Origin of the sequence: Priestia megaterium NBRC 15308 = ATCC 14581 (assembly GCF_000832985.1) — a bacterium.
GTDB classification, from domain to species: Bacteria; Bacillota; Bacilli; order Bacillales; family Bacillaceae_H; genus Priestia; species Priestia megaterium.
On record NZ_CP009920.1, the window covers coordinates 1,505,470 to 1,529,688 of the forward strand.

General features: G+C 38.8%; 24 protein-coding genes and 1 other annotated feature. Of the genes, 1 reads left to right on the top strand and 23 read right to left on the bottom strand.

Features of this window, described 5'->3' with window-relative positions; genetic code table 11:
• Positions 1-76 precede the first annotated feature (76 nt).
• The 16 genes from BG04_RS08365 to BG04_RS08440 all read right to left on the bottom strand — a co-directional run bounded on the left by BG04_RS08365 (position 77) and on the right by BG04_RS08440 (position 16,136).
• Positions 77-1,546 (bottom strand): Rne/Rng family ribonuclease, encoded by a 1,470-nt coding sequence (locus tag BG04_RS08365; RefSeq protein ID WP_034648770.1) that lies wholly within the window; start codon positions 1,544-1,546, stop codon positions 77-79.
• Between the two features lie 83 nt (positions 1,547-1,629).
• Positions 1,630-2,496 carry a M50 family metallopeptidase gene (locus tag BG04_RS08370; protein WP_034648769.1) on the bottom strand — a complete coding sequence of 289 codons (867 nt, stop codon included), beginning with the start codon at positions 2,494-2,496 and terminating at the stop codon, positions 1,630-1,632.
• Positions 2,489-3,271: a M23 family metallopeptidase gene (locus tag BG04_RS08375; RefSeq protein WP_034648767.1), complete on the bottom strand. Its 783-nt coding sequence runs from the start codon at positions 3,269-3,271 to the stop codon at positions 2,489-2,491. The genes BG04_RS08370 and BG04_RS08375 overlap by 8 nt, the downstream gene beginning before the upstream one ends.
• Positions 3,272-3,391: 120 nt before the next feature.
• Positions 3,392-4,192: a septum site-determining protein MinD gene (minD, locus tag BG04_RS08380; protein ID WP_013059341.1), complete on the bottom strand. Its 801-nt coding sequence runs from the start codon at positions 4,190-4,192 to the stop codon at positions 3,392-3,394.
• 2 nt (positions 4,193-4,194) lie between these two features.
• Complete coding sequence (minC, locus tag BG04_RS08385; RefSeq protein WP_013059342.1) at positions 4,195-4,878, bottom strand: septum site-determining protein MinC; 684 nt, start codon at positions 4,876-4,878, stop codon at positions 4,195-4,197.
• Between the two features lie 116 nt (positions 4,879-4,994).
• On the bottom strand, positions 4,995-5,513 hold the full coding sequence (gene mreD / locus BG04_RS08390) for a rod shape-determining protein MreD (protein WP_013059343.1): 519 nt from the start codon (positions 5,511-5,513) through the stop codon (positions 4,995-4,997).
• Positions 5,513-6,394: a rod shape-determining protein MreC gene (mreC, locus tag BG04_RS08395; protein WP_013059344.1), complete on the bottom strand. Its 882-nt coding sequence runs from the start codon at positions 6,392-6,394 to the stop codon at positions 5,513-5,515. The genes mreD and mreC overlap by 1 nt, the downstream gene beginning before the upstream one ends.
• 19 nt (positions 6,395-6,413) lie before the next feature.
• Positions 6,414-7,439, bottom strand: coding sequence for a rod shape-determining protein (locus tag BG04_RS08400; RefSeq protein ID WP_013059345.1), 1,026 nt, complete (start codon positions 7,437-7,439; stop codon positions 6,414-6,416).
• 229 nt (positions 7,440-7,668) lie between these two features.
• Positions 7,669-8,355, bottom strand: coding sequence for a RadC family protein (gene radC / locus BG04_RS08405; protein WP_034648765.1), 687 nt, complete (start codon positions 8,353-8,355; stop codon positions 7,669-7,671).
• Between the two features lie 15 nt (positions 8,356-8,370).
• Entirely contained in the window at positions 8,371-8,940 is a 570-nt protein-coding gene (locus BG04_RS08410; RefSeq protein ID WP_034648762.1) for a Maf family protein, read from the bottom strand.
• 110 nt (positions 8,941-9,050) lie between these two features.
• Positions 9,051-10,133 carry an SPOR domain-containing protein gene (locus BG04_RS08415; RefSeq protein ID WP_034648759.1) on the bottom strand — a complete coding sequence of 361 codons (1,083 nt, stop codon included), beginning with the start codon at positions 10,131-10,133 and terminating at the stop codon, positions 9,051-9,053.
• A gap of 118 nt (positions 10,134-10,251) precedes the next feature.
• A complete protein-coding gene (locus tag BG04_RS08420) occupies positions 10,252-11,007 on the bottom strand; it encodes a prepilin peptidase (protein ID WP_026106707.1) in 756 nt (251 codons plus the stop codon).
• Positions 11,004-11,198: a hypothetical protein gene (locus BG04_RS08425; RefSeq protein WP_034648756.1), complete on the bottom strand. Its 195-nt coding sequence runs from the start codon at positions 11,196-11,198 to the stop codon at positions 11,004-11,006. Before BG04_RS08425 ends, BG04_RS08420 begins: the two co-directional genes overlap by 4 nt.
• A gap of 186 nt (positions 11,199-11,384) precedes the next feature.
• The gene (locus BG04_RS08430) at positions 11,385-11,942 is read right to left on the bottom strand and encodes a DUF420 domain-containing protein (RefSeq protein WP_013059351.1); all 558 of its coding nucleotides are present in this window, start codon (positions 11,940-11,942) and stop codon (positions 11,385-11,387) included.
• Between the two features lie 156 nt (positions 11,943-12,098).
• Positions 12,099-13,397, bottom strand: a complete 1,299-nt coding sequence (locus BG04_RS08435) for a bifunctional folylpolyglutamate synthase/dihydrofolate synthase (protein ID WP_034648752.1) — start codon at positions 13,395-13,397, stop codon at positions 12,099-12,101.
• A gap of 96 nt (positions 13,398-13,493) precedes the next feature.
• Positions 13,494-16,136, bottom strand: a complete 2,643-nt coding sequence (locus BG04_RS08440) for a valine--tRNA ligase (RefSeq protein ID WP_016765658.1) — start codon at positions 16,134-16,136, stop codon at positions 13,494-13,496.
• A gap of 82 nt (positions 16,137-16,218) precedes the next feature.
• Positions 16,219-16,463: a binding site (T-box leader), on the bottom strand.
• A 230-nt stretch (positions 16,464-16,693) separates the two neighbouring features.
• Between BG04_RS08440 and BG04_RS08445 the strand changes: the two genes are divergently transcribed.
• Positions 16,694-16,891 carry a hypothetical protein gene (locus BG04_RS08445; RefSeq protein WP_013059354.1) on the top strand — a complete coding sequence of 66 codons (198 nt, stop codon included), beginning with the start codon at positions 16,694-16,696 and terminating at the stop codon, positions 16,889-16,891.
• Between the two features lie 11 nt (positions 16,892-16,902).
• On the opposite strand, the gene ysxE is transcribed toward BG04_RS08445, so the two are convergent.
• The 7 genes from ysxE to BG04_RS08480 form a co-directional block, all read right to left on the bottom strand.
• Positions 16,903-17,952 carry a spore coat protein YsxE gene (ysxE, locus tag BG04_RS08450; protein WP_034648748.1) on the bottom strand — a complete coding sequence of 350 codons (1,050 nt, stop codon included), beginning with the start codon at positions 17,950-17,952 and terminating at the stop codon, positions 16,903-16,905.
• 77 nt (positions 17,953-18,029) lie between these two features.
• The gene (gene spoVID, locus BG04_RS08455) at positions 18,030-19,202 is read right to left on the bottom strand and encodes a stage VI sporulation protein D (RefSeq protein ID WP_034648746.1); all 1,173 of its coding nucleotides are present in this window, start codon (positions 19,200-19,202) and stop codon (positions 18,030-18,032) included.
• A gap of 147 nt (positions 19,203-19,349) precedes the next feature.
• Complete coding sequence (gene hemL, locus BG04_RS08460; RefSeq protein WP_013059357.1) at positions 19,350-20,639, bottom strand: glutamate-1-semialdehyde 2,1-aminomutase; 1,290 nt, start codon at positions 20,637-20,639, stop codon at positions 19,350-19,352.
• Between the two features lie 16 nt (positions 20,640-20,655).
• A complete protein-coding gene (hemB, locus tag BG04_RS08465; RefSeq protein WP_014458109.1) occupies positions 20,656-21,636 on the bottom strand; it encodes a porphobilinogen synthase in 981 nt (326 codons plus the stop codon).
• Between the two features lie 17 nt (positions 21,637-21,653).
• A complete protein-coding gene (locus BG04_RS08470; protein ID WP_016765661.1) occupies positions 21,654-22,427 on the bottom strand; it encodes a uroporphyrinogen-III synthase in 774 nt (257 codons plus the stop codon).
• Positions 22,427-23,359 carry a hydroxymethylbilane synthase gene (gene hemC, locus BG04_RS08475; protein WP_016765662.1) on the bottom strand — a complete coding sequence of 311 codons (933 nt, stop codon included), beginning with the start codon at positions 23,357-23,359 and terminating at the stop codon, positions 22,427-22,429. The genes BG04_RS08470 and hemC overlap by 1 nt, the downstream gene beginning before the upstream one ends.
• A gap of 13 nt (positions 23,360-23,372) precedes the next feature.
• Positions 23,373-24,206: a cytochrome C assembly family protein gene (locus BG04_RS08480; protein ID WP_013059361.1), complete on the bottom strand. Its 834-nt coding sequence runs from the start codon at positions 24,204-24,206 to the stop codon at positions 23,373-23,375.
• Between the last annotated feature and the right edge of the window lie 13 nt (positions 24,207-24,219).

Genomic DNA, 24,219 nt, shown 5'->3' on the forward strand with positions numbered 1-24,219 from the left:
CTACAAACCAACATATTAAATCTTACTACAAATCAAAGGTTAGTGTCAATTGGAATTCATGTTTTCTTCTAAAATTTTATATAGAAGCAGAGACCCTTTTTTGAATCTGCTCATTCGACCCCAATTGACGCAAAACAAATGCGTTTGTATAATCATCGCTTGGCGTAAGATATACGGTTTTTTTCACCATTTCCTCTAGAGCGTTGAGAAATCCTTGCGCCTTCATTTCATTTATAACATCACTTCGCGTCTCAATCCAAATAGCCTCTTCTTCCGCGCCTCGATGTTCCCAAATTACACGTTCAATTTGAAAAGCAGCCGTTTTGGAATCAATCATTTTACCGGTTCCTTCACACACTTCACAAGGCATAGTTAATGTTGATCCAATACTATTGCGCACTTTCTTCCTCGTTAATTGCAATATGCCGAGCTCTGTAAAGCCAACTACATTCGTCCGCACTTCATCTTGTTCACATAGCTTTTTCATGTATCTTTCTACTTCTGTCCGATCTTCTTTGTGAGGCATATTTATAAAATCAATTAAGATCATGCCGCCTAAGTGACGTAATTGCATCTGTTTGGACAGTTCATATGCAGCTTCCATATTTGTTTGAAGCATTGTCTTTCGAATATTATCTTTTCCTGAAAACTTCCCCGTGTTCACGTCCACGACCGTCATCGCTTCCGTTTCGTCAATAACGATATAGCCTCCGCTTTTGAGCCATACGATTCGCTTTAAAAGCTTCTCTATTTGCCGTTCCACATCGTAAAAAGAGAAAATATTTTCATTTCCTTTATAATACTCTATTGACGAGTTAGGATAGGTAGTTTGAAGGTGCTGATATAGGTCGAAGTCATCTACTACTATCCCATCAATTCCTTGTTGAAGTGCAGCTTGCACTCTTGTTTCAAGAAAATCTTGTCCTTTGCTGACTAGGGTAGGAGCTTTCATTCCCTGTGTCTGTCGTTCAAGGCGCTCATATTTTTCCTGTAGCTCTTTTATTTCATGTTGGACCGCGGCTTCTGATTTTTCTGCAATCGCTGTTCGAAATAAAAAGCCTTCCATCCCTTGTTTTAACCGCTCACCAAGCTGTTTCCACTGTTGTCGTTTTGGCTCGGCTATTTTTTTGGATACAGCGACATAGTTTCCGTGCGGTAAATATACAAGCTCATCAGAAGAAAATTCAATGATACCCGTCAGCTTGGGCCCTTTTGTCCCAATGCCTTCCTTTACAACTTGAACCAATACTTTTTCTCCTTCACGAATAAAAGCAGACATCGGCTGCTGATCTTTGTGAGGATTCTCTGACTGCTGATAGGATACAAGTTCATTTCGATGAATAAATCCGTTCATTGATAAACCGATATCAATAAAGGCTGCTTGCATATGCGGCAGTACTTTTACTACTTTACCCCAATATATATCACCAATAATTTGATTCTCGCTTTGTTCTTGTAAATAGATTTTTTCTAGTGCTTTATCGTTTATCACGGCTATACGTTTTGAAGAAGTAGCCGCGTTAATAATACATGCCTTCACATACATTGCCTCACTTTAATCTAAATTCATAGGAAAAAGTTCGGTCAGTGCAACCGAACTTTTTTCATTCTATTCTATGTTACTAGAAATCAGTAAACTGTTACAAGTTCGTCTAGTTGGCTATTTGTTCTTTTTTCTACGAAGTAAGCGTGTAAAAGTTCATTTTCATCAATTTGTACATGCTCGCCTGTTTGAGATGTAGCAATAATCATATGCTTACAACCTCTTTGGAATTTTTGCAGAACTTGATGGAGCGTCTCACTGGTTGATACACTTAGTGTTTTTAAAGCTCCAATTGGATGCTCTTTGCCATGATATCTCTCCAACAAAAAGCGCATGTAGACAAATTGCCTCCTCTTCCATTCCAAATATCCGGATATAATTAAAAATGAAATAACAATCCATAAGTGCAGCTGAAAAGGATGCATAATGACGGCATAAATAATACCGACAGCTAAAAAAAACGTTGATAACCGGAGCGCAAGCTTATGCGCTTCTAAAAATGGTAAAGACCGACTGCAAATTAAAAAAAGCAGCTTCCCTCCGTCCAATGGCCAAATGGGCAAAAGATTAAACAGGAAAATCACCGTGCATTGAAACATAAATTGCTCATATGTTTCGAAGGACAACACATTTATTTTCATTAATAAGAAAGCAGCTCCAAACATCCAGAGATGCTGAAGAGGTCCACTTATTGTCACAATAAACTCTTCTCGAAATGGACGATTCCCATGTTCATCTACTTCTGCTACTCCCCCAAAAGGTAAGAGCATAATTCTGCGAATCCGCCAAGAAAAACACTGAGCCGCTACGGCGTGGCCCAGTTCATGAATAATTACAATAATAAATAGCAAAAAAAGCTGCTTTACCGTAGCGGTTAAGATACCAATTACGAAAATCCCCCAAAACAATGGATGAATGTGAATTTTCATCAATAACGAAAAAGCACTATTCAAATTGAATCACCTGACTAGGATCAACAAACTTATCGCCTTTTTTAATAGCAAAATAGAATGTTCCAGCATCGCCTTTTTTACTGTTTTCCACAATTCCTACTTCTTTGCCTTTATTCACAAAATCATACATACTAACATTGATTTTTTTGAGCTGTCCATACCAAGTTTCGCTTCCATCGGCGTGTTGAATAATAACGGTATTCCCAGTATCATCACGTTTTCCTACATACCTTACGATACCTTCACTCATTGCTTCTACAACCGAATCCACTCCTGTTTGAACCGTCACGCCTTGCTTACTTTGAGCAAATGTTTCCGTTACTTTCCCTGAAGCTGGAGTAGCATATTCTCCGCTTACACTTTGCTCCGTTTTTCTAGACTCTTTATTCGGCAATAGCGTTAACGGCTTCCCAAACTTATCTTCATACCAGGAGGAAACAGCTGCAAACTGAAATTCTTTATCCATTGTTTGTTGAACCACTACTCTGGCCTGGTCAAAAGTAGGAGAAGCGTTCTTGAACATAATTCCTACAATTAACACTAAGCAGGCTGAAGCTAAAATTTTAAATAAAAAGCGTTCTTTTCGAAATAACGGGTGGTATTCCTTTGCTGATGGTGTGTATTCAACCGCAGAATAATCCATCGATCCATATTTTTCTTCTTCACTCATTAAGGACGTATGAAGAGGTTCTTGAGGAAGACGCTTCGTTGTATTTAATTGTTTTCGCTTACGCTCAGCAATTCGTTTACGGATTTCATCAGCACGTCGATTCATGATTCATCATTCTCCTTGTTCTTATCGTATAATCAACTATATGACTTGTCCGTGGAGCTTATGACAGCTTGACTCTACAAAATCAAACAAATAAAAAAAGCTTCCTCTATCGGAAGCTTTTTAAGAACGAACACCAAAGAATCGTTTAATACGTGCAAACATTCCCTTATCTTCTTCATCTAACGATTGAAGAGGAACCGTTTCACCTAGAATACGTCTTGCAATATTACGATATGCAATTGATGCTTTGCTTGATGGGTCCATGACAATTGGTTCACCGTTGTTAGAAGCACGAATAACATTTTCATCGTCAGCAACGATTCCAATTAAATCAACAGCCAGAAGCTGAGAAATTTCTTCCACATCCAGCATGTCTCCATTTTTCATCATATGACTACGGATTCGGTTAATAACCAGTTTTGGAGACTCGATATCCTCTTGCTCCAATAATCCAATAATACGGTCAGCATCACGAACAGCTGAAACTTCCGGTGTTGTCACAACGAGTGCCTTATCAGCGCCAGCTACGGCGTTCTTATAGCCTTGTTCAATACCAGCTGGGCAATCAATAACCACATAGTCATAGTCTTGCTTTAACTGAAGAACTAACTCTCGCATTTGTTCTGGTTGAACAGCTGTTTTGTCACTCGTTTGAGCAGCAGGAAGTAAGTACAAACATTCAAAACGCTTGTCCTTAATCAAGGCTTTTTGCGGTTGGCATCGACCTTCTACCACGTCTACAAGATCATAAATAATACGATTTTCAAGCCCCATTACAACATCCAAGTTGCGTAAGCCGATATCAGTGTCTACTAGACACACGCGCTTTCCAGCTAATGCTAGAGCAGTACCTAAATTGGCTGATGTCGTTGTTTTTCCAACTCCACCTTTACCAGACGTAACAACAATAGCCTCTCCCACTGTCAAATTCTCCTTTCTACCCTGGTCAAATTCGGTCTTAGATGCGGTAAAGTTTGCACGCGATCTATCACCATTTGATCATTATCATCTAAGTATGCACATTCCATTATATTCTCTTCCTTCTCACTGCGCTCTTCTTCTGATCGGGTAATGATATCAGCAATGCGCAGCTGTGAAGGTTTCATTAACGATGCAGCAATAACGGCGTTTTTATTGCCGCGATATCCTGCATGAGCAATCCCTTTTAAAGCACCTAATACAAATAAATTTCCTCCAGCTACAACGGTTCCTCCGGGATTTACGTCTCCGACTAGAAGCAAATCGCCTTCTACATGGAGAACCTGTCCTGAACGAACTACCTTTGTAACAGATACTAATTCACTTTCTTCTCTTACGCGGACTGCATCTTGCTTTAAAATAACGTTACTATCAATTTGTTTAACTACTAAATACTGATTTTCTTCTATGAGCGCCTTCAATTCGGTTTCCTGCTCTGTAGTTAAATAACGATTTCCGATTTTGACATACACTGTGACGATCTGATCGGCATCGCCATGCTTATTTGTCAAAAGCTTCGTCTTAAGTTCCGTCAAAAGCTCTGCAAATGAACATGTATCATTGAGATGCAACGTTAATCCATCTTTTGTTCCTTTAATTGTCACATTTTGTTGCTTTTGTTTATTCAAGACGCTCACCTCAACGAATATATAATTTCGACAGAGACTTACTCAATTCCTTTTTTTCGTTTCTTCAATCAGCATTTTTATCCTATCACGAACGAGAAGCGTAATATATGTTCCGATCAGCGTTCATCGATAAATTTAGCAAAATATTGAAAACATCTTTGAAGCGGAAATGCAAAAATGAGTGCAAATATGGCATTTAAAATGATGGTTGCGTAAAATCGCTCTTGCAAGAAGCGACCAATGGTCATATCAGATATATTAATAATGCTATTAATTCCATATACATAAAACTCAATAATGGCTACAGCTAATAGCGACATGCAGATTACGATAAGCGTATTTTGCTGAAAAATCTTCATTAGTTTTGATACGATATAGCATACGGCCGGTAATCCAAGCGCGTATACTCCTAAGACATCCGTAAAGGCAATATCGTACATGAATCCAAGGATTACCCCATATAGCATCGCTTGCTTTGGGTGATAATACACTGACATAAAAGCCAGTACCACTACAACAAAGTGAGGCGATAGAATCCAGTCTCGCCATGGTGATGCCATGGCGACAAAATTAACAAAGATACTTTCAAACATAAAAACGACAAGCACGAGAATAGGAAGGACAAACCGCTTCATCAGTTAGCCTCCTCCGCCCCTAAATCGTCTTCAGCAGCGGGCGCACTTCTTTTAGCTACAACTACGTTATCTAAGTCATACAAGTCAGCAGCAGGTTTGATATAAGCTTTTTTCGTTAATCCATATTCATCAGGCTCAATTTTTGTGATAACGCCAATTGGAAGATTGCTAGGGAAAATGCCGTCTTCTTGTCCTAGACCAGACGTTACTACTTTTTGCTTTTCTTTAATATCAGCATCAAATGGAATACGACGCATAACAAGCGCCTGTTCTTTATCATCATAGCCTTCAATTAAACCAAATACTTCTTTTTTAGCCTGAATTTTAGCAGATACACGGTTTGTACGATCTGATGAACTAATTAACTGCACAGTAGATGTGAACTTAGATGCATGCTTCACTTTACCAATCAGCCCTTCAGGAGTCATAACAGCCATATTTTCCTGCACATTATGAACCGTCCCTTTATCAATGGCAATTACCTCATGCCAACGGTCTGGATTACGAGCAATAACTGTTGCTTCGATTGGGTTGTATTGACTTAAATCCGTTTTTTTGTCGAGCTGTGCTCTTAATTTTTTATTTTCTTGCTGCAAAGCGTTGGCTTTCGTTTCTAATTGCATGCGTTCGTCTAAACGGGCTTTTAATACCTCGTTTTCTTCGTATGTACGCTTTAAGTCACCTACATTCTGAAAGAAACCCGCTACAAATTGTGCGGGTTCATTAAAGGTAGCCTGAACAAGACCAACCGTATCTTTGACAAACTGTTCAGGCCACGTTACATTTTTACGACCATTTAACGAAAAACCAATCAATGCCACTAATACAATAATACTGACTAATAAAATAACTAAACGTTTATTTAAGAAAAATTGTGGCACGATCTACACCTCTTAATATTTAGCGATATGAATCGCTTGTACGATTTTTAAATAAATCAATGTGTTCTAACGCTTTACCAGTTCCAATTGCAACACAGTCAAGCGGATCTTCTGCGATGACAACCGGCATATTTGTTTCTTCACTAATAACTTTATCTAAATTACGTAGCAATGCGCCACCGCCTGTTAATACAATACCGCGATCCATAATATCTGCCGCAAGTTCAGGTGGTGTTTTTTCTAATGTACTTTTTACTGAATCTACAATAGAAGCCACTGTATCTTTTAGCGCTTCTGCAATTTCTTCTGCTGAAATTTCGATTGTTTTCGGTAGACCTGTTAGTAAGTCACGTCCGCGAATTTCCATGTTTTCAATACCTTCTGGAATTCCGGCAGAACCGACTTCTACTTTTAATGCTTCTGACGTACGCTCACCGATCATTAAATTGTAATTCTTGCGAATATATTGAATAATCGCTTCATCCATCTCGTCCCCAGCGATACGGATTGACTGACATGTTACGATTCCTCCTAAAGAAATAATCGCAACTTCTGTTGTTCCTCCGCCAATATCTACTACCATACTTCCCGTTGGCTCCCAAACCGGTAGATTGGCGCCGATTGCTGCAGCAAACGGTTCTTCAATTGTATACGCATCACGCGCGCCAGCCTGACGAGTCGCATCAATAACGGCACGTTTCTCAACAGCTGTAATGCCAGAAGGTACACAAACCATTACATACGGCTTACCCGCAAACAAACTTTTTGTTTTTTGAGCTTGATTGATGTAATATTTCATCATCGTCGCAGTTGTTTCGTAATCTGCAATAACTCCATCTTTCATTGGACGAAGGGCTACTACGTTCCCAGGTGTACGACCAATCATATTTTTTGCATCGTTACCTACCGCAACGATTTGTTTTGTATCAGTTTGCAAAGCCACAACAGACGGCTCACGCACAACAATTCCTTTTCCTTTTACATAAACGAGCGTATTTGCAGTACCCAAATCTATTCCAAGGTCTCTAGTACCGATTCCAAACATGTGTCTCTTCCTTTCTCTTACCAAAATGCAAAGGTAAAAATTCCATAATTCAATTTCTTCATTTCATAAGTAACATTTTTTATTTTCTATACTTTTTTCATAGATGTCAACGCCAAATATTGTATGATAAAAAGTCATACTTTGTCTATTAATAACGAATGATTGTAAAGAACTTGTCATTTAAAATCATGACTACTATTATAACCCAAGGATTTTAAAAAGCATAGCCTTACATGTATCCTTTTTCTTTTAAACTAATATATTTTCGATCTCCGATAATTAAATGATCTAACAATTCAATTCCTATGATAAATCCGCACTCTTTTAAGCGCTTCGTTACCTCTATATCTTCTCTGCTGGGAGTAGGGTCGCCGGAGGGATGATTATGAATACAAATAAGGGATGCAGCTGAACGACGAAAGGCTTCTTTAAATACTTCTCTTGGATGGACAATAGATGAATTGAGGCTTCCGATAAAAATGGTTTGCTTGTGGAGAACTTGATTTTTCGTGTTGAGGTATAAACAGACGAAATGCTCTTGAGACAGCACGCGCATTTCTTCCATCACATAATTAGCTCCGTCTTCAGGGCCATGAACGGTATATCGCTGACTAGATTTCCGCTGTACAATCCTCTTACCTATTTCAATAGCCGCTATAATTTGAATTGCTTTTGCAGGTCCGATACCTTTAATATTCATCATTTCATCAAGCGATGCATGCTGCAAAAGTTGAAGACCTTCAAAATGCGTTAATATGCGATTGGACAGCTGAAGAACAGATTCATCTTTGGTTCCAGTGCGCAGCAAAATAGCAATAAGCTCGTGGTTAGAAAGACTAGAAGCACCCATTGACATAAGGCGCTCTCGAGGTCTTTCATCTTGAGGAAAATCTTTAATTAACAATGATTGATCCAATTTCGCCACTCCTTTTTAGTAAACGAAACCGTATTGTTTTAGCTCACGTATTGTTCGGGAGAGCGGCAAGCCCACCACGGAGAAATAGTCTCCTTCAATTTTTTTAACTAGCGCAGCACCGAGACCTTGAATTCCATAAGAACCAGCCTTATCCATAGGCTCTCCTGACTCTACGTACTGTACGATTTCATCTTGTTCAATCGGCCAAAACTCTACATCTGTTTGTTCATAAAACGTATGAACTTTTGCATTTGATACGAACGCTACTCCAGTTAATACCTGATGTTTTTGACCTGACAGCATCGTAAGTGTTTCAATCGCTTCTTGTTTCGTTTTTGGCTTTCCTAAAATACGATTGCCATATACGACAACTGTATCGGCACCTAGGACAATATCCTCTTTATGATGCGAAGCGACGTCCACTGCTTTTTGCCTAGCTAAATCCATTACTACCTCGGACGGAGTGTATAATGGATTGACGATTTCTTCAATTGTACTAACGTGAACGGTAAAGGGAATGTGAAGCTGCTGAAGTAATTCTTTTCGACGAGGAGAGCCTGAGGCTAAAATTAATGTTTGTTTCATACATCTCACCTTTGCATTTTGATTTAAAAAAGAAGGACACACCGTTATTTTAGCAATTTCATCCCCAAATGACAATAAACAAGTGAGGCAGCATTACACTACCTCACTTGTTAAGACGTTACAAGGCTTTCATACTGCTGAAGAGCTTTTAACACGTATCGCTGAGCAAGCCAAGCATCTTTACTGCTTTTATTGTCTTCATATGAAGAAAGAGAAGCAGCAGCTTTTTGAAGGGTGCTCACCATGGTTTTAATGTCTTCATTTGACGCTTCTTTCTGAACTTTTGTCAGCTCTTTTTTCAGAGATTTGATATCGGCTACCCGCTGTCCTTCAATCGCTTTAACAGATTGATCTAAGAGATTAGCCATAAACGGCTGCGCTGTGGTTATAACCGTTTGATCTTTTTTCCCTAATTCGCTAGTGGGCTTAATTTCATAAGACTTTACATATACATCTTTACCTTGTTGTTTATACGTTTTACTAAGTGCGTTCGCTTTTTCTTCTCCAGTGGCAGCACCAACGACAAGAGAATAGGTTTTAGGTGAAAAGATCTCGCCTGCTTCGTTCTCTTCTTTCCATTTATCCATTGCTTTATTTGCAGCAGTTTTTGATGAAAAAGCACCTGCTTGAACAATGTAAAAGGAAAAAGGTTCTAAAGTAGAAACAGCAGCTGATGTCCCCTTCGATTCCTGTTCGTTTTTCTTTTCAGCTTTACCAACACTTTCAGTGGCAGACGCTGTTTGAGAAGTTTTTTCTTCTTTCGTTTGCTCACTTGTTTGTGCTTTGCTTACAGGCTGTTCGCTTCCTGTCATCATTTTCACGCCAACCATACCGATGCCGCTGCCTATTCCAACTGCTAGCAGTACAATCACAGCTGTTCGTTTGATCACACCGCCGTTTACCGTTTTAATCGAAACATTTTTAGGATGTAATCGCGGCTTTTTCTTTTTTTCATTTCTTACATCTTCAATAAATACCACTTTATTTTCTTCCACATGAGAATCTTTGGATGCCGGCTCCGGAAGAACCCATGTAAATTCGTCTTTTTCTGGCGCTTGTTCTTCCTTCTCATCCTTGGATTGACCATTGATTTTAATTGAAATTTTTCGTTCCTGCTTGTCCACTTCCCCACCGCCTTTAGTTAACGTAGTCTTAATACCGGTTGCAAGCTGAGGTAAACCGACATAAAACATACACTTTTTTCCATGCTATCATAGAAGAAAAAAAAAATAACAAGACATTTGTCGTCTTGTTACAAAAGGTTTTCGCTATTTAGTTACAGAAATTTCAAATTTGTCGAAGATTTGAAGCTCAATAAAAATAGTTGCTAACATACCAATCTATCAATTCGTTTCCATGAAAATAAGCAGCGATTGTCCCTATAAAAATAAAAGGAACGAAAGGAATTGGTACACCTACCTTTGCCTTTTTCATTAATAACGCTCCTATGCTAACGGTTCCGCCTATTAATATAGCTAAAAAAAGCGATAGCAAAACAAGCTTTACTCCAAGCACAATACCAATCAAACCATACAATTTAATATCTCCTTCTCCAAGGCCTCCTCTGCTGAGAAATGCGACTAGAAAGAGGAGAAAAAATGCTATTCCTCCTCCCATTAAGGAATCACTCCACGAAGTTAATGGAATGAAAAGACGCTCAAGAAGAAAGATAGGCAAAAAGAAAAGCAGTACCTTATTTGGGACAATCATATAAGCTATATCTGAGACAACTATAATTGTTAAAAAAGAAACAAAGGTTAATATGACAATCAGTTCTAACGTCATATTCAACCTAAAAAAAGCATATACAAATAAACTTCCTGTCGAAAATTCTACGAACGGGTAGATGAAGGAGATTTTTTTGCGACACATACTACATTTTCCTGCATTTTTAATGTAGGAGACTATGGGAATTAACTGTTGTGGAGAAAGAACGTATAAACAGTGTGGACAATGAGATCTTGGAGATAAAATAGATTTTTTCTGAGGAATTCTAAGGCCTGCTACATTATAAAATGAACCTAGAGTGAGACCTGAAACAAATAGATAAAGGTAAATTAAACTCATACGACTCCTTCCATTTCAGGGGTACAGAATATTAACTGTAGATTTTCTTTTGAATGAGGCAATGTATCTTTTCCTTTTAAATAGCTGCCAATAAACGGAATGAGAAAAGCTGCTAGAAGACCTATTATGATAACCAGTATGATCACTTGCATTAGAGAAAGTCCTTTATTCTTCGTGGACAGTTTATCCATTTCCACACCTCTCCTTTATTGATTAGTATCAAACAGCTCCTTGATTAATACACTGAATCATAATACCCATAAAAGTCATATTCTGTATGCCTCCTTCCTTAAAACACACCTTTTATAGGTAATAAGGATTATACCACTAAAAAACAATAACAGCATAAAAAAAACGTCTGCAAAAGCAGACGTTTTTTAATAGTAAGGAGCCATAAATAAGTAGACAATTACACCTGTAAGACTTACATAAAGCCAGATTGGCATTGTCCATCGCACAATTTTTTTATGTTTTTCAACTTGCATTGTCCATCCCCACACAAGTGCAAACAGTGCCAGCGGAACAATAATCGCTGCTAGGAAACTGTGTGTGATCAAAATAAAGAAGTAAATGGGACGAACGATTCCTTCTCCACCGAACGTGGCTGTTTCTGTGGAGATGTAGTGGAACGTTAAATATGAAACTAAAAAGAGCAGTGTGGAAGTGAATGCTGCTAAAATAAAACCTTTATGAGCATTAATATTTTTCCTGAAAATTGAAATCAACGCTGCAACTAAAAAAATAAACGTAAAACTATTCAAAATAGCATTTAACCGTGGAAAGATAGTCAAATCAAAACTTACTTTTCCTTGATAGCCAATATTCGAAAAGAATAGCAGTAAAATAATAACATTCGCTATCACTGAAAAGGTAAGAATAATACCGGTAAAGTTTTTATTACTTTTCGGTACAATTTTTTCATTATTCTTACTCATGTTAACAATCTCCTTATTTAGTGATGTACATGTTTATTATATATCACTTACCTAGGGGGTGAAAGTGACAATACTTTGAACTTAGTGCTTACTTATTATCCCTATTCCTTCCTTACATTGTGTTAAAAGCAGCAAGATTCCACTTGCTGCTTTTGCTCATTTGAGAAGAAAAGCCCGCACTTCTGATATAAAATACAGAGACCCTGTAATCACGACCATGTCTTGTTCACCTGTCGCCTTTTCCTTTACGTAAGCAATTGCTTTTTTCCAATTCTCGTCCATATGCTTATTATGATGAGTACTCATCTCATAAAGCTCCGCGGCTGTGCGAGCACGAGGAAAGTCAAACGACGTAAATGTAATACTTGCAGCGATTGTTTCAAGTTCTTGGACCATTCGATCAGCGCTTTTATCATTTAAGCAGCTGAAAACTAAATGAATGTTTCGATCTTCATAATGAAGGCGTAAAGTAGATAACAGGCTATCAATGCCTTCTGCATTATGAGCCCCATCAATAATCGTTAAGGGATGCTCATTTACTATCTCAAAGCGGCCGTTCCACTTTGTATGCTGAATCCCTTTTATCATTTGCTCTTTGGAGATAGAAAGCTTTTTCTTTTCTTTTAAATAACAAACGGCCATGAGAGCCAAAGCTGCATTTTTAACTTGATGATAGCCAAGCATATTTAATTGCAAGTGTTTAAATGTGCCATACGGCGTTTTTAACGTAAAGCCTTCTCCATTTGCTAAGGGCTCATAGTTTTCAATTTTAAATTCTTTTCCTAACACAAATAACGGAGCCTGCTTCGAATTTGCCTCTTCTGTAATGACGTCAAGCGCCTTTACCTGCTCGGCACCCGTAATAATAGGGACTTCTTTTTTAATAATCCCCGCTTTTTCTGCTGCAATTTCTTCTACCGTATCACCTAGTATCGCCATGTGATCAAATCCAATGTTTGTAATAACACTCACCATAGGACTCACAACGTTTGTTGAATCATATCGTCCCCCAAGACCTGTTTCAAACACAGCATAGTCAACTGAATCATGATAGCCGAAATAAAGAAAAGCCATGATTGTAATCACTTCAAATTCCGTTGCTGACCCTAAGTCCGTATGTTCTAGTCGCTCCACTACAGGCTTTACTTCCTGAACAAGAGCGGTCATTGCTTCATTTGAAATAGGCTGTCCATTCACGCTAATCCGCTCATTAAATGTTTCGATATAAGGGGAAGTAAACGTTCCAACTTTATACCCTGCTTCTTCTAACATGTTTCGCAAATAAGAAACAGTAGAACCTTTACCATTCGTCCCAGCAACATGAATAGCATTTATATTTTGCTGCGGAAAATCAAGCTGCTCTAGCATCCATTCCATTCGTTCTAACCCCGGCTTGATTCCAAAGCGAAGTCTGTTATGAATCCAATCAAGCGCTTCTTCATATGTCGTTATCATCTTTTATTCACCTTTCTTTTCCATCGCTATTATTATGTAAAGAAAAAGCGTCGCTATACAAGCCACGCTTTTTCTGTTCATTCATTAACCCATTGATTATCCGCGTAATTCAGCAATACGAGACTGAACAGCTTCACGTTTTTCAACGTAATCTTGCTCTTTTGCACGCTCTTCTTCTACTACTTTAGCAGGCGCTTTTGCAATAAAGCCTTGGTTGTTTAATTTCTTTTGTACACGTTCTACTTCTTTGTTTAACTTGTCGTATTCTTTTTCTAAACGTGCGATCTCTTCTTCGATATTAATTAAACCTTCAAGAGGTAAAATTAATTCTGCTCCTGTTACAACAGCACTCATCGCTTTTTCATCTAATGAAACATCGGTTGAAATCACAAGCTCACTTGGATTACAGAAACGTTCTACATACGCACGGTTCTTTTCAAGCTGGCTTTGAATATTTTCATCTTTAGCTTTAATAAATAATTTTACTTGTTTGCTCATCGGCGTGTTCACTTCAGCACGAATATTACGAACAGCACGGATAATATCTACAAGTAAACGCATATCGTTAGCAGCTTCTTTATCCGAAAGCTCAGCGCGTACTTCCGGCCATTTAGCTACTGTAATTGATTCGCCTTCATGCGGCAAGCTTTGCCAAATTTCCTCAGTAATAAACGGCATGAATGGATGTAAAAGTCGCATTGTGTTATCAAGTACATAAGCTAAAATTGAGCGCGTTGTCTTTTTAGCTGCTTCATCTTCTGCGTAAAGAGGAAGTTTAGCCATTTCAATGTACCAATCGCAGAAATCATCCCAAATAAAGTTATAGAGAATGCGTCCAACTTCACCAAATTCATATTTGTCAGCTAATTTTGTTACGTGCTCAATCGTCTCATTTAAGCGCGTTAAAATCCATTTATCGGCAACGGATTTTTCGCCTGATAAATCAAGCTCTTCAAATGTGATGCCATCCATGTTCATTAATGCAAAACGAGAAGCATTCCAAATTTTATTTGCAAAGTTCCACGTCGCTTCGACTTTTTCAAAGCTGAAGCGTAAATCTTGTCCCGGTGAGCTTCCTGTAGATAAGAAGTAGCGAAGAGAATCCGCACCGTATTTCTCGATTACTTCCATTGGATCTACGCCGTTACCAAGTGATTTACTCATTTTACGACCTTCAGCATCTCGGACAAGACCGTGAATCAGTACATCGTCAAACGGACGTTTACCCGTAAATTCAAGACCTTGGAAAATCATACGAGATACCCAGAAGAAGATAATGTCATAGCCTGTTACAAGCACATTTGTTGGGTAGTAGCGTTTGAAATCAGCTGCATCCACATCCGGCCAGCCCATTGTTGAGAACGGCCATAGCGCTGAGCTGAACCATGTGTCTAATACATCTGAATCCTGTTCCCAGTTTTCGATATCTGCTGGAGCCTCATGATCTACGTATACCTCTCCAGTTTCTTTGTGATACCAAGCTGGAATGCGGTGTCCCCACCAAAGCTGACGCGAAATACACCAGTCGCGAATATTTTCCATCCAGTGTAAGTATGTCTTTTCAAAACGATCAGGTACAAAGTTTACTTTTTCTTCTTGTTTTTGAAGATCTACTGCTTTATCTGCTAACGGCTGCATTTTTACAAACCATTGAGTTGATAAATAAGGTTCAACAACGGCACCGCTTCGTTCACTATGACCTACTGAATGCATGTGGTCTTCAATGTTGAACAATACGCCGTCTTCTTGAAGGTCTTTAACAATTTGCTTACGACAAGCAAAACGATCCATTCCTTCATATTTACCTGCTTTGTCATTCATCGTACCGTCTTGATTCATCACTAAAATACGCTCTAAATTATGACGGTTTCCAATTTCAAAATCGTTCGGGTCATGAGCAGGCGTAATTTTTACCGCACCAGAACCGAATTCCATATCAACATAATCATCGCCTACGATAGGAATTTCACGCCCTACAATCGGAAGGACAACCTTTTTGCCGATTAAGTGCTTATAGCGATCATCTTCAGGGTGAACAGCTACAGCCGTATCTCCTAGCATCGTTTCAGGACGAGTTGTTGCGATTTCAATATGTCCAGAACCATCTGCCAACGGATAGCGCATATGATAAAACGCACCTTGTACATCTTTGTAAATAACCTCGATGTCTGAAAGAGCTGTTTTTGTAGCTGGATCCCAGTTAATAATATATTCTCCGCGATAGATTAACCCTTTTTTGTAAAGCGTTACGAATACTTCGCGCACTGCTTTAGAAAGGCCTTCATCAAGCGTGAAGCGCTCGCGTGAATAGTCTAAGCCAAGTCCTAGCTTCGACCACTGCTGGCGAATAAAGCTTGCATATTCTTCTTTCCATTTCCATGTTTCGGCTACAAAATTTTCGCGACCTAGATCGTAGCGGCTTTTCCCTTCGCTGCGAAGCTTTTCTTCTACTTTTGCCTGCGTTGCAATCCCGGCATGGTCCATGCCAGGAAGCCATAAAACGTCATAGCCTTGCATGCGCTTCATACGCGTTAAGATGTCTTGTAACGTTGTATCCCAAGCGTGGCCTAAATGCAGCTTGCCCGTTACGTTTGGGGGTGGAATTACAATTGTATATGGCTCTTTTTCAGGATCATTTGTTGCTTCAAAAAACTTCCCGTCTAACCAATACTGATAACGATTTTCTTCAACGGCTTTTGGATCATACTTCGTTGGAAGAGTCACTTCTTTTTCAGACATAATGTATACCTCCATAATATAAAGTTTCAGTCTTTAGAAACTGTGTAAAGCTTTTATAAACATAAAAAAACTCCTTTCCTAATAAAAGGACGAAAGGAGTTGATTTCGCGGTACCACCTTTTTTTATAGACCTATCCCGTTTGATAAGCCTATACACTTCATTTCATAACGGTTGATTAACCGGCTTTTTCTACTGAGCTATGCAGCTGTTCAAAAAAGCTACTCATAGGCGACATTCCGAGTGCACATTCTTAAGAAATCTCACAGCAGCTGATTTCTCTCTCTGAAAGACGAACATCCCGTACTCTTCCTATTCACTGTATTTATGTATGAAATTCTCTTAATTATACTATATGAAAAAATGTTGAATCGTCAATAATCTTCTCCACTTTTTTACGATTATATTCATAATTTTTTTGTTCTGCTCTTTATTTTTTCATTCACTCGCTAATTTTGGAAATAAAATGAAGAGTCCGCTCAAAAAAATGGCACCATTTCTTTCTTTTTTCATATACTTACTTTAACCTGGGCACGTGGATTGAAAGGGGCATGTACAAATGAAGAAACGAATAAATGTAAATTCGTATCAGCTGCAGCGGTGGCTCAAAACAGCAGGAGCGGCTTGTGGACAGTTTATCGTTCCTTTAACAATTTTTCAAGGTATACGTACACTATTTTTCCCTACAACCTTTGATGTACTGTTGTTGGCACTGCTTGCCATACTAGCGGTTGCTTTATATTCGGACTGGATTTAAAAACCCAAGCGCTATTCGTTCGCTTGGGCTTGTGCAGCTGCTTCCGCTGCCATTTTTTTTTGCTGATCTACTTCAAATATTTTAATATTGAGCTGTTCAATGTTTTTCGTCAGCCAGTATGCTCGAATAAATGACTGCATATGTTCAAGCTCTGTTTTACTTTCTTTATGCTGCCTATATTGAACGATACACTGATACAAGGGTTCTGGAAACGCCAAATAACTGTGTAAAAGCAGCCGTTCCTCTTCTCTGAGAGCAAAATGTTTTTCATACGTACTAAACCACTCATAGCTGTCATAGGTAGTTACTGGGTATGTGCGAAGAGTACGGAAATAAAATGAGACCAAATCATAAATCGGTGAAGCATCTTTTGCATGTTCAAAATTAATAAAAAAACCATTTCCCCGTTCGTCATAGATAAAATGTTTAGCCGATAGCTTTCCATGAGACGTAACCAGCCGGATCTTTTCCTTTTCTTCCATTTCATCGTTCCACTGATCGAGCTTTCCAAAACCAAATTCAAGCGCTCTTGTCATTTCATAATAAAATGTACAGTAGTGCAATTCAAACGGGGACATATAAACTTTCTTCTCGCATTCTACTACGTACTGCTTCAGCTCTTCCTGACGTTTTCCCCACGTTTCTTTCATCGATGTATAATGATTTTCTATATCTTCTTTTTTCACTTCTACTTCCTGCGCCGAAGCGCCGTGAAGCTTAGCAAGCTCTTGAAATAATTTATGATATCGAATATCACGCTCTTCGGTTGGATTATTTGGGAGCCACGGCATTAAGTAATACGAGCCGCTTTCATCTGAAACAATGGGCTGAGAACGCTTCGTCTGATAAATAGGGACAAATCCCATCCATCCTTTTTGATACACGTTCTGCAGCTTTTGAATGAAGTTTTGATTTCGTTCTTGATGATTCGCCATTTCTTTAAGCGCAAACACGCCGGTTTTCGTATAGACTTTTTTTACTTTTCCGTAGTCTTCGATAAAGTCAACATCTAAGTCATATTCTTTTAACAATACTTTATAGTCTGCTACTGTCCGCTGCATCTATATTCTCCTTCCTCGTAAAAAATAAAGAAAACAGTTAAGACATTATATGCGTCAAAACTGTTTTCTTTCCGACTTTAACGAACGGGAATATTTAAGATGCTTCCTTCTTCCAGCTCATATTCATCTTCTAAATTATTTACTCGTAAAATGTTTTGTACATTCGTATTATAGCGGTTTGCTATCGTATCAAGCGAATCTCCGTCTTGAACAATACAAAGCTTCCAAGTTGAAAAAGCTTCTTCTTCCCGCGAAAAGAGCTTTGTTAAATAAAGGGCGTTTTCATTTCGGCCGCTTTCATTTTCTTCTTTCCGAAATTCAACAATAATCTTTTCCTCTTCTTGTTCAGCTTCTTCTTGCTCAGCCTCTTGTTGAACGTCAGCATACGTATTCAATTCACTAGCTTGCGATTCTTCGAAGCTTTCTTGCTCTTGACGAAGCTGAAACAGTTCAATCACATTGTCTTCTCTTTCTTCCTCGATTTGGGCCTCTTTTTTCACTTCGACTTCAAATGGTTCATATGCTTCCTCTTCATATTCCACGACCGGCTCAGCACGAGATTCTTTTTTAAATACAGATGAAAAATAACTAGGGGTCTCTTCTGAATGCTCTTCTTCTGAATGCTCTTCTTCTGAATGCTCTTCTTCAATAGCCTCTGCTTCTAAAAGTGCGGGAGCTTCACGATAGCTTACGTCAAACTCTTGTTCCTCTTGTTCTTCTTCTTGAGCAACGTTTTCAGTATATACCTCTTCAGCATCGTCCACTTCTTCATAGGAGACGATGTGCTGTTCCTCCGAAAACTCTTCCTCTTCTTCTCGTTCTTCATGCTGTTCGTACAATCCTGTGATGGACAAGTCAGCCATTAGCTGCAGCTGATTTGTGCCTGGCAATTCATAATCAAATAAATCAATAGATACATATACGTCTTCAATACTTTGAATACGATTTTTAGGAATGGTAATATCAACAGGAAATTGATGTGATAATTCAGCCGTTCCGTCTTCACGGACAGAGATAGATTGCACTTGATTCTCATTTGTATATTCGCGTAACGAGTGCTCTCCCTCGTACGTTTCGTATTCACCTGTTAATTGTAATGCTCCTCGAATAGACACGTATTGGTCATATTCTTGAATAGATACTTGAGGCTCTAAGGAGATAGACAAAAGTTGTGAGACTTCCTGTCCTTTTTGAAACCATACTGATTCTTCTACGGAAAAACGCAGACATGATAAATTATCCTGCGACAAATTGTTCTCCCCCTTCCAACACCCGCCAGGTAATAGCGCGGTCATTAAAGATGTATGAACAAATAAATTAAAATATGTCTTTAAAACTAAAAAAGCTTACGGAATCCTCCGTAAGCCTTGATATAAAAGTCAATCTTATTTAGCTGTTTATCCACGTAACTTCGAAAAAGCTTTTTCAGCTGCTGCAATTGTATGTTCAATGTCTGCATCTGTATGAGAAGTTGATAAAAACATTCCTTCGAATTGAGAAGGAGGTAAAAATACGCCTTCATTAGCCATTTCACGATAGTAAGCTGCAAAATAATCTAAATTCGATGTTTTCGCTGTTTCGTAATTTATTACCTGTTCGTTTGTAAAGAAGAAACCAATCATTGAACCAGCTCGGTTTACGGTAAACGGCACATCATATTTTTCAGCTGCTGCCATCAATCCTTCTTCTAAGCGATCTGCTTTACGAATGAACTCATCGTAGGATTGAGGTGTCAGCTGCGTTAACGTCTCGTATCCAGCTGTCATCGCAAGCGGATTACCTGATAATGTACCTGCTTGATAAATCGGGCCGCTTGGTGCAACTCGCTCCATAATTTCAGCTTTACCACCGTAAGCACCTACTGGTAAACCACCACCGATTACTTTTCCTAAGCAAGTTAAGTCAGGAGTAATATTGTAGTATCCCTGTGCACAGTTGTACGCTACGCGGAACCCTGTCATTACTTCATCAAAAATGAGCAGTGAGCCATATTCTGATGTGATATCACGAAGCCCTTGTAAGAAACCTGGCTGAGGGGGTACCACACCCATATTTCCTGCTACCGGTTCAACGATTACTCCGGCAATGTCATCTCCGAATTCTTTAAAAGCATATTGTACGCTTTCTAGATCATTGTACGGCACTGTAATCGTGTTTTTAGCGATTCCTTCAGGCACTCCCGGACTATCTGGTAGGCCTAACGTTGCAACGCCTGATCCAGCTTTAATTAGAAGAGAGTCACCGTGTCCGTGGTAACAGCCTTCAAATTTTAAAATTTTGTTGCGACCCGTATAGCCACGTGCTAAACGCAGTGCGCTCATCGTTGCTTCCGTACCTGAACTCACCATACGGACGATTTCGATTGAAGGAACGCGCTCAATCACAACCTTAGCAAGCTCATTTTCAATTAATGTTGGTGCACCAAAGCTTGTACCAGATTCCGTTACTTTTTTGACTGCTTCAACTACTTGATCGTTGGAATGTCCGTGAATTAAAGGTCCCCATGATAAGACGTAGTCAATATATTTGTTGCCGTCAATATCGTAAATCGTAGCGCCTTTTCCTCGTTCCATAAAAATAGGATCCATATCTACTGATTTAAATGCACGAACAGGACTGTTTACTCCACCCGGCATTAATTGCTGCGCTTCTAAAAAAGCTGCTTTTGACTTTTCATAACTTCTCATGTGTAAGCCTCCTTAATTACTTGTCAGATAACCAGCGTGCTGCGTCTTTAGCATGATACGTTACAATTAAATCCGCTCCTGCACGCTTCATGCTAATTAATTTTTCAAGAACAATCTCTTTTTCATTTACCCAGCCGTTTTGAGCTGCCGCTTTAATCATCGAATATTCACCACTCACATTATAAGCCACTACCGGTAAATTAAATGTATTTTTCACATCGCGCATAATATCTAAATAAGATAGAGCTGGTTTTACAATTAAGAAATCTGCTCCTTCTTCTACATCAGATTCCGCTTCTCGAAGTGCTTCTAAGCGATTGGCTGGGTCCATTTGATATGTTTTACGGTCTCCAAATTGAGGAGAAGAATGCGCTGCATCGCGGAATGGTCCGTAAAAAGCAGATGCATATTTAACAGCATAAGACATCACAGGCACATCTTCAAATCCAGCTTCGTCTAGACCATGGCGAATAGCTGCCACAAAACCGTCCATCATGTTTGAAGGCGCAATAATATCCGCTCCTGCTTTAGCTTGACTAACCGCTGTACGCGCTAATAAGTCAAGGCTAGGATCGTTTAAGATTTTTCCGTCTTCAATTACACCACAGTGGCCATGATCTGTGTATTGACATAAGCATGTATCTGCGATAACAACAAAGTCTGGAAAATTTTCTTTAATTTGACGAATACCTTTTTGAACAATTCCGTGGTCATGGTATGCCTGTGAGCCGACCGCATCTTTTTCAGCGGGAACACCAAATACCATAGCTGACTTGATTCCTAAATCGACTAACTCTTGGATTTCATCATTCAAGTAGTCTAAAGAAATTTGATCCACACCTGGCATTGATTTTACAGCATTTCTTTTTTGTTCACCTTCTACAATAAAAATAGGATATATAAAGTCTTCAGGATGTAAATGTGTTTCACGTACAAGCGCACGCATATTTACAGAATTACGAAGACGACGATGACGTGTAAATTGTAAATCTTTCATGTTAAAATCCTCCTTTATTATTCAAAACAACTAACCAACATATCTATCATACCATTTATTGTGTATGTGTTAGGAACAAGATGCTTAATTCCATATTCGCTCGCTGTCTGACTGGTAATAGGACCAATGCAAACAACTTTGGTTCTATTTATAAGCTCAAGCCAATTCGGAATATCTTTAATTGACTCGACAAAAAATTTCACTGTAGAAGAACTTGTAAAAGTAATGGCATCAATTCCTGTTTCTAAATGTTGCTTAACCAAGCGTTCAGAGTCTTGATTTCGAATGGTCTGATATACAACTAAATCCGTTACCTCACACTCTTTTAAGCCATCTTTTAAAACAGAGCGGGCTAATTGTCCTCGTACAAGGAGAACTCGCTCGTGATGTGACACATTTGCTTTTAACGACTCAAGAAGTGATTCCGCCACGTATTCTTTTGGAACAAGTTGCACGTTAACATCATGTTTTTCTAGCAATTTTGCGGTTTTTTCTCCAACCGCAGCCACTTTTAATCTTTTTAAAGCACTCCAACTGATATTTAACTCTTTTAGCCATTCAAAGAAAAAAGAAATGCCGTTTTGACTTGTAAAAACAATCCAATCAAAACAGTCAATTGACAGCAGGACCTCTTCCACTTCTTTTTCATTGTTAGAACGTGCGAACGTGAGGACTGGTAAGCTTAAAGGTATGCCTCCAAGCTTTTTAATCTGTGCTGCAAATGAATGAGCCTGCTTCGCTTCTCTTGTAATCAAAACTGTTTTCAAAAAAAGAGGAGCCTCATGACTCATTATTTGTCCAGCTCCTCTTTTACACGGTCAATTAAAAGCTTAGCTCCTTGAGATGTTAAGCGCTCAGCAGCTTCTGAACCGATAGCAACGGGGTCTTTTCCCGTAATTTGCTCTTTGTAAATCGTTTTGCCATCAGGAGACGCGACTAGCGACGTTAGCTCAATGTTTCCGCCGTCCAATATACGCCCATAACCCGCAATCGGCACTTGGCATCCGCCTTCCATCTCTTTTAAAAATACGCGTTCAGCTCTAACAGCACGAGCGGTTTCATCATGATTTAGAGCTTGAAGAAGCGATAATAATTCATGGTCATTTTCTCGGCATTCGATAGCTAAAGCTCCTTGTCCTACAGCGGGAACGCTTATTTCCGGCTCTAGGTACTGAGTGACCGTATCTCTCGACCAGCCCATACGAGATAACCCTGCAGCTGCCAAGATAATCGCATCGTAATCTTCATTTTTTAATTTCTCTAGGCGTGTGTCGATATTTCCTCGAATCCATTTAATTTCGATATCTGAACGCATAGATAGAAGCTGTGCCCCTCGACGCAAGCTGCTTGTCCCAATCACAGCACCGCTTGGTAGCTCCTCAAATCGTTCACCATTTTTTGAAATAAGCGCATCACGATGATCTTCTCGTAAAGGAATACATCCAATCGTTAATCCTTCTGGCAAAACAGCTGGCATATCTTTCATACTATGAACGGCCATATCAATTTCTTCATCTAACATGGCTTGTTCAATTTCTTTTACAAAAAGACCTTTACCGCCTACTTTGGACAGCGTTACATTTAAAATTTGGTCCCCTTTTGTAACCATTTCTTTAATTTCAAACTCAAAAGGAAGACCTTGTTTTTTTAACTGTTCAATGACCCACTTGGTCTGTGTTAACGCAAGTTTGCTTCGACGAGAGCCGACAATAATTTTTCGCATGTTGTCCTCCTAATTACGAACCCCAAAAGTGAAAATTCGATAAACTGCCAAATAAAAAGAAATTAATAAGTAAGACTAGGAACAATCCAATATTCCACATTGCGATTGCCTTTCCTTGAATACCTCTACGCAGTCTAGCATACAAGTAAGCGCTGTATGCAACAAACATTAAAAATGAACCTAACACTTTTGTATCGTACCAATGAAAATCTACGTATTTAATATAAGCCCATATGATTCCTAAGATTAACGAAAGCAATAACAGCGGTACACCAATTAAAATTAATACATAGGACATGTAATCTAGCTTTGTTAAATCTTCAATTCTTAGCAAGCGCTTGCCCCACTTCTTCTTTTTCAATAAATTATACTGAACAAGATACAGAGCGGAAAAAACAAAAGAGACTGAAAAAGCGCCGTAAGATAAAATAGCCATGGTAATATGAATGATTAATAATTCTGACACAAGGCGCTCCGACTGGACAGCAGTGTATGTTTCAAGTGGAGCAAACGTATGAATAGCCATAATTAAGAAACCAATCACATTTGTAAAAAACACCATAAAATCAACGCGAAACAGGCGATTAATCACAAGTGAAAGAGTAATTAAGACCCACGCGTAAAAATACAGCCCTTCAGAAACGGTAAGAATAGGAAACCTTCCCGTCTCAAACATTCGTAAAATTAAAAAGGCTGTTTGCAAAACCCACACAATAGAAAGTAACCAGAAGGCTATCGAGTTTGCCTTCCGGTTATTTTGTACAAAATCAATAAAATATAATAAAACGCTCACCGCGTACAAAATCACAATCAATTCATAGATTCTGGTTAATTCCATATCAACCATTATTCAATCCTCA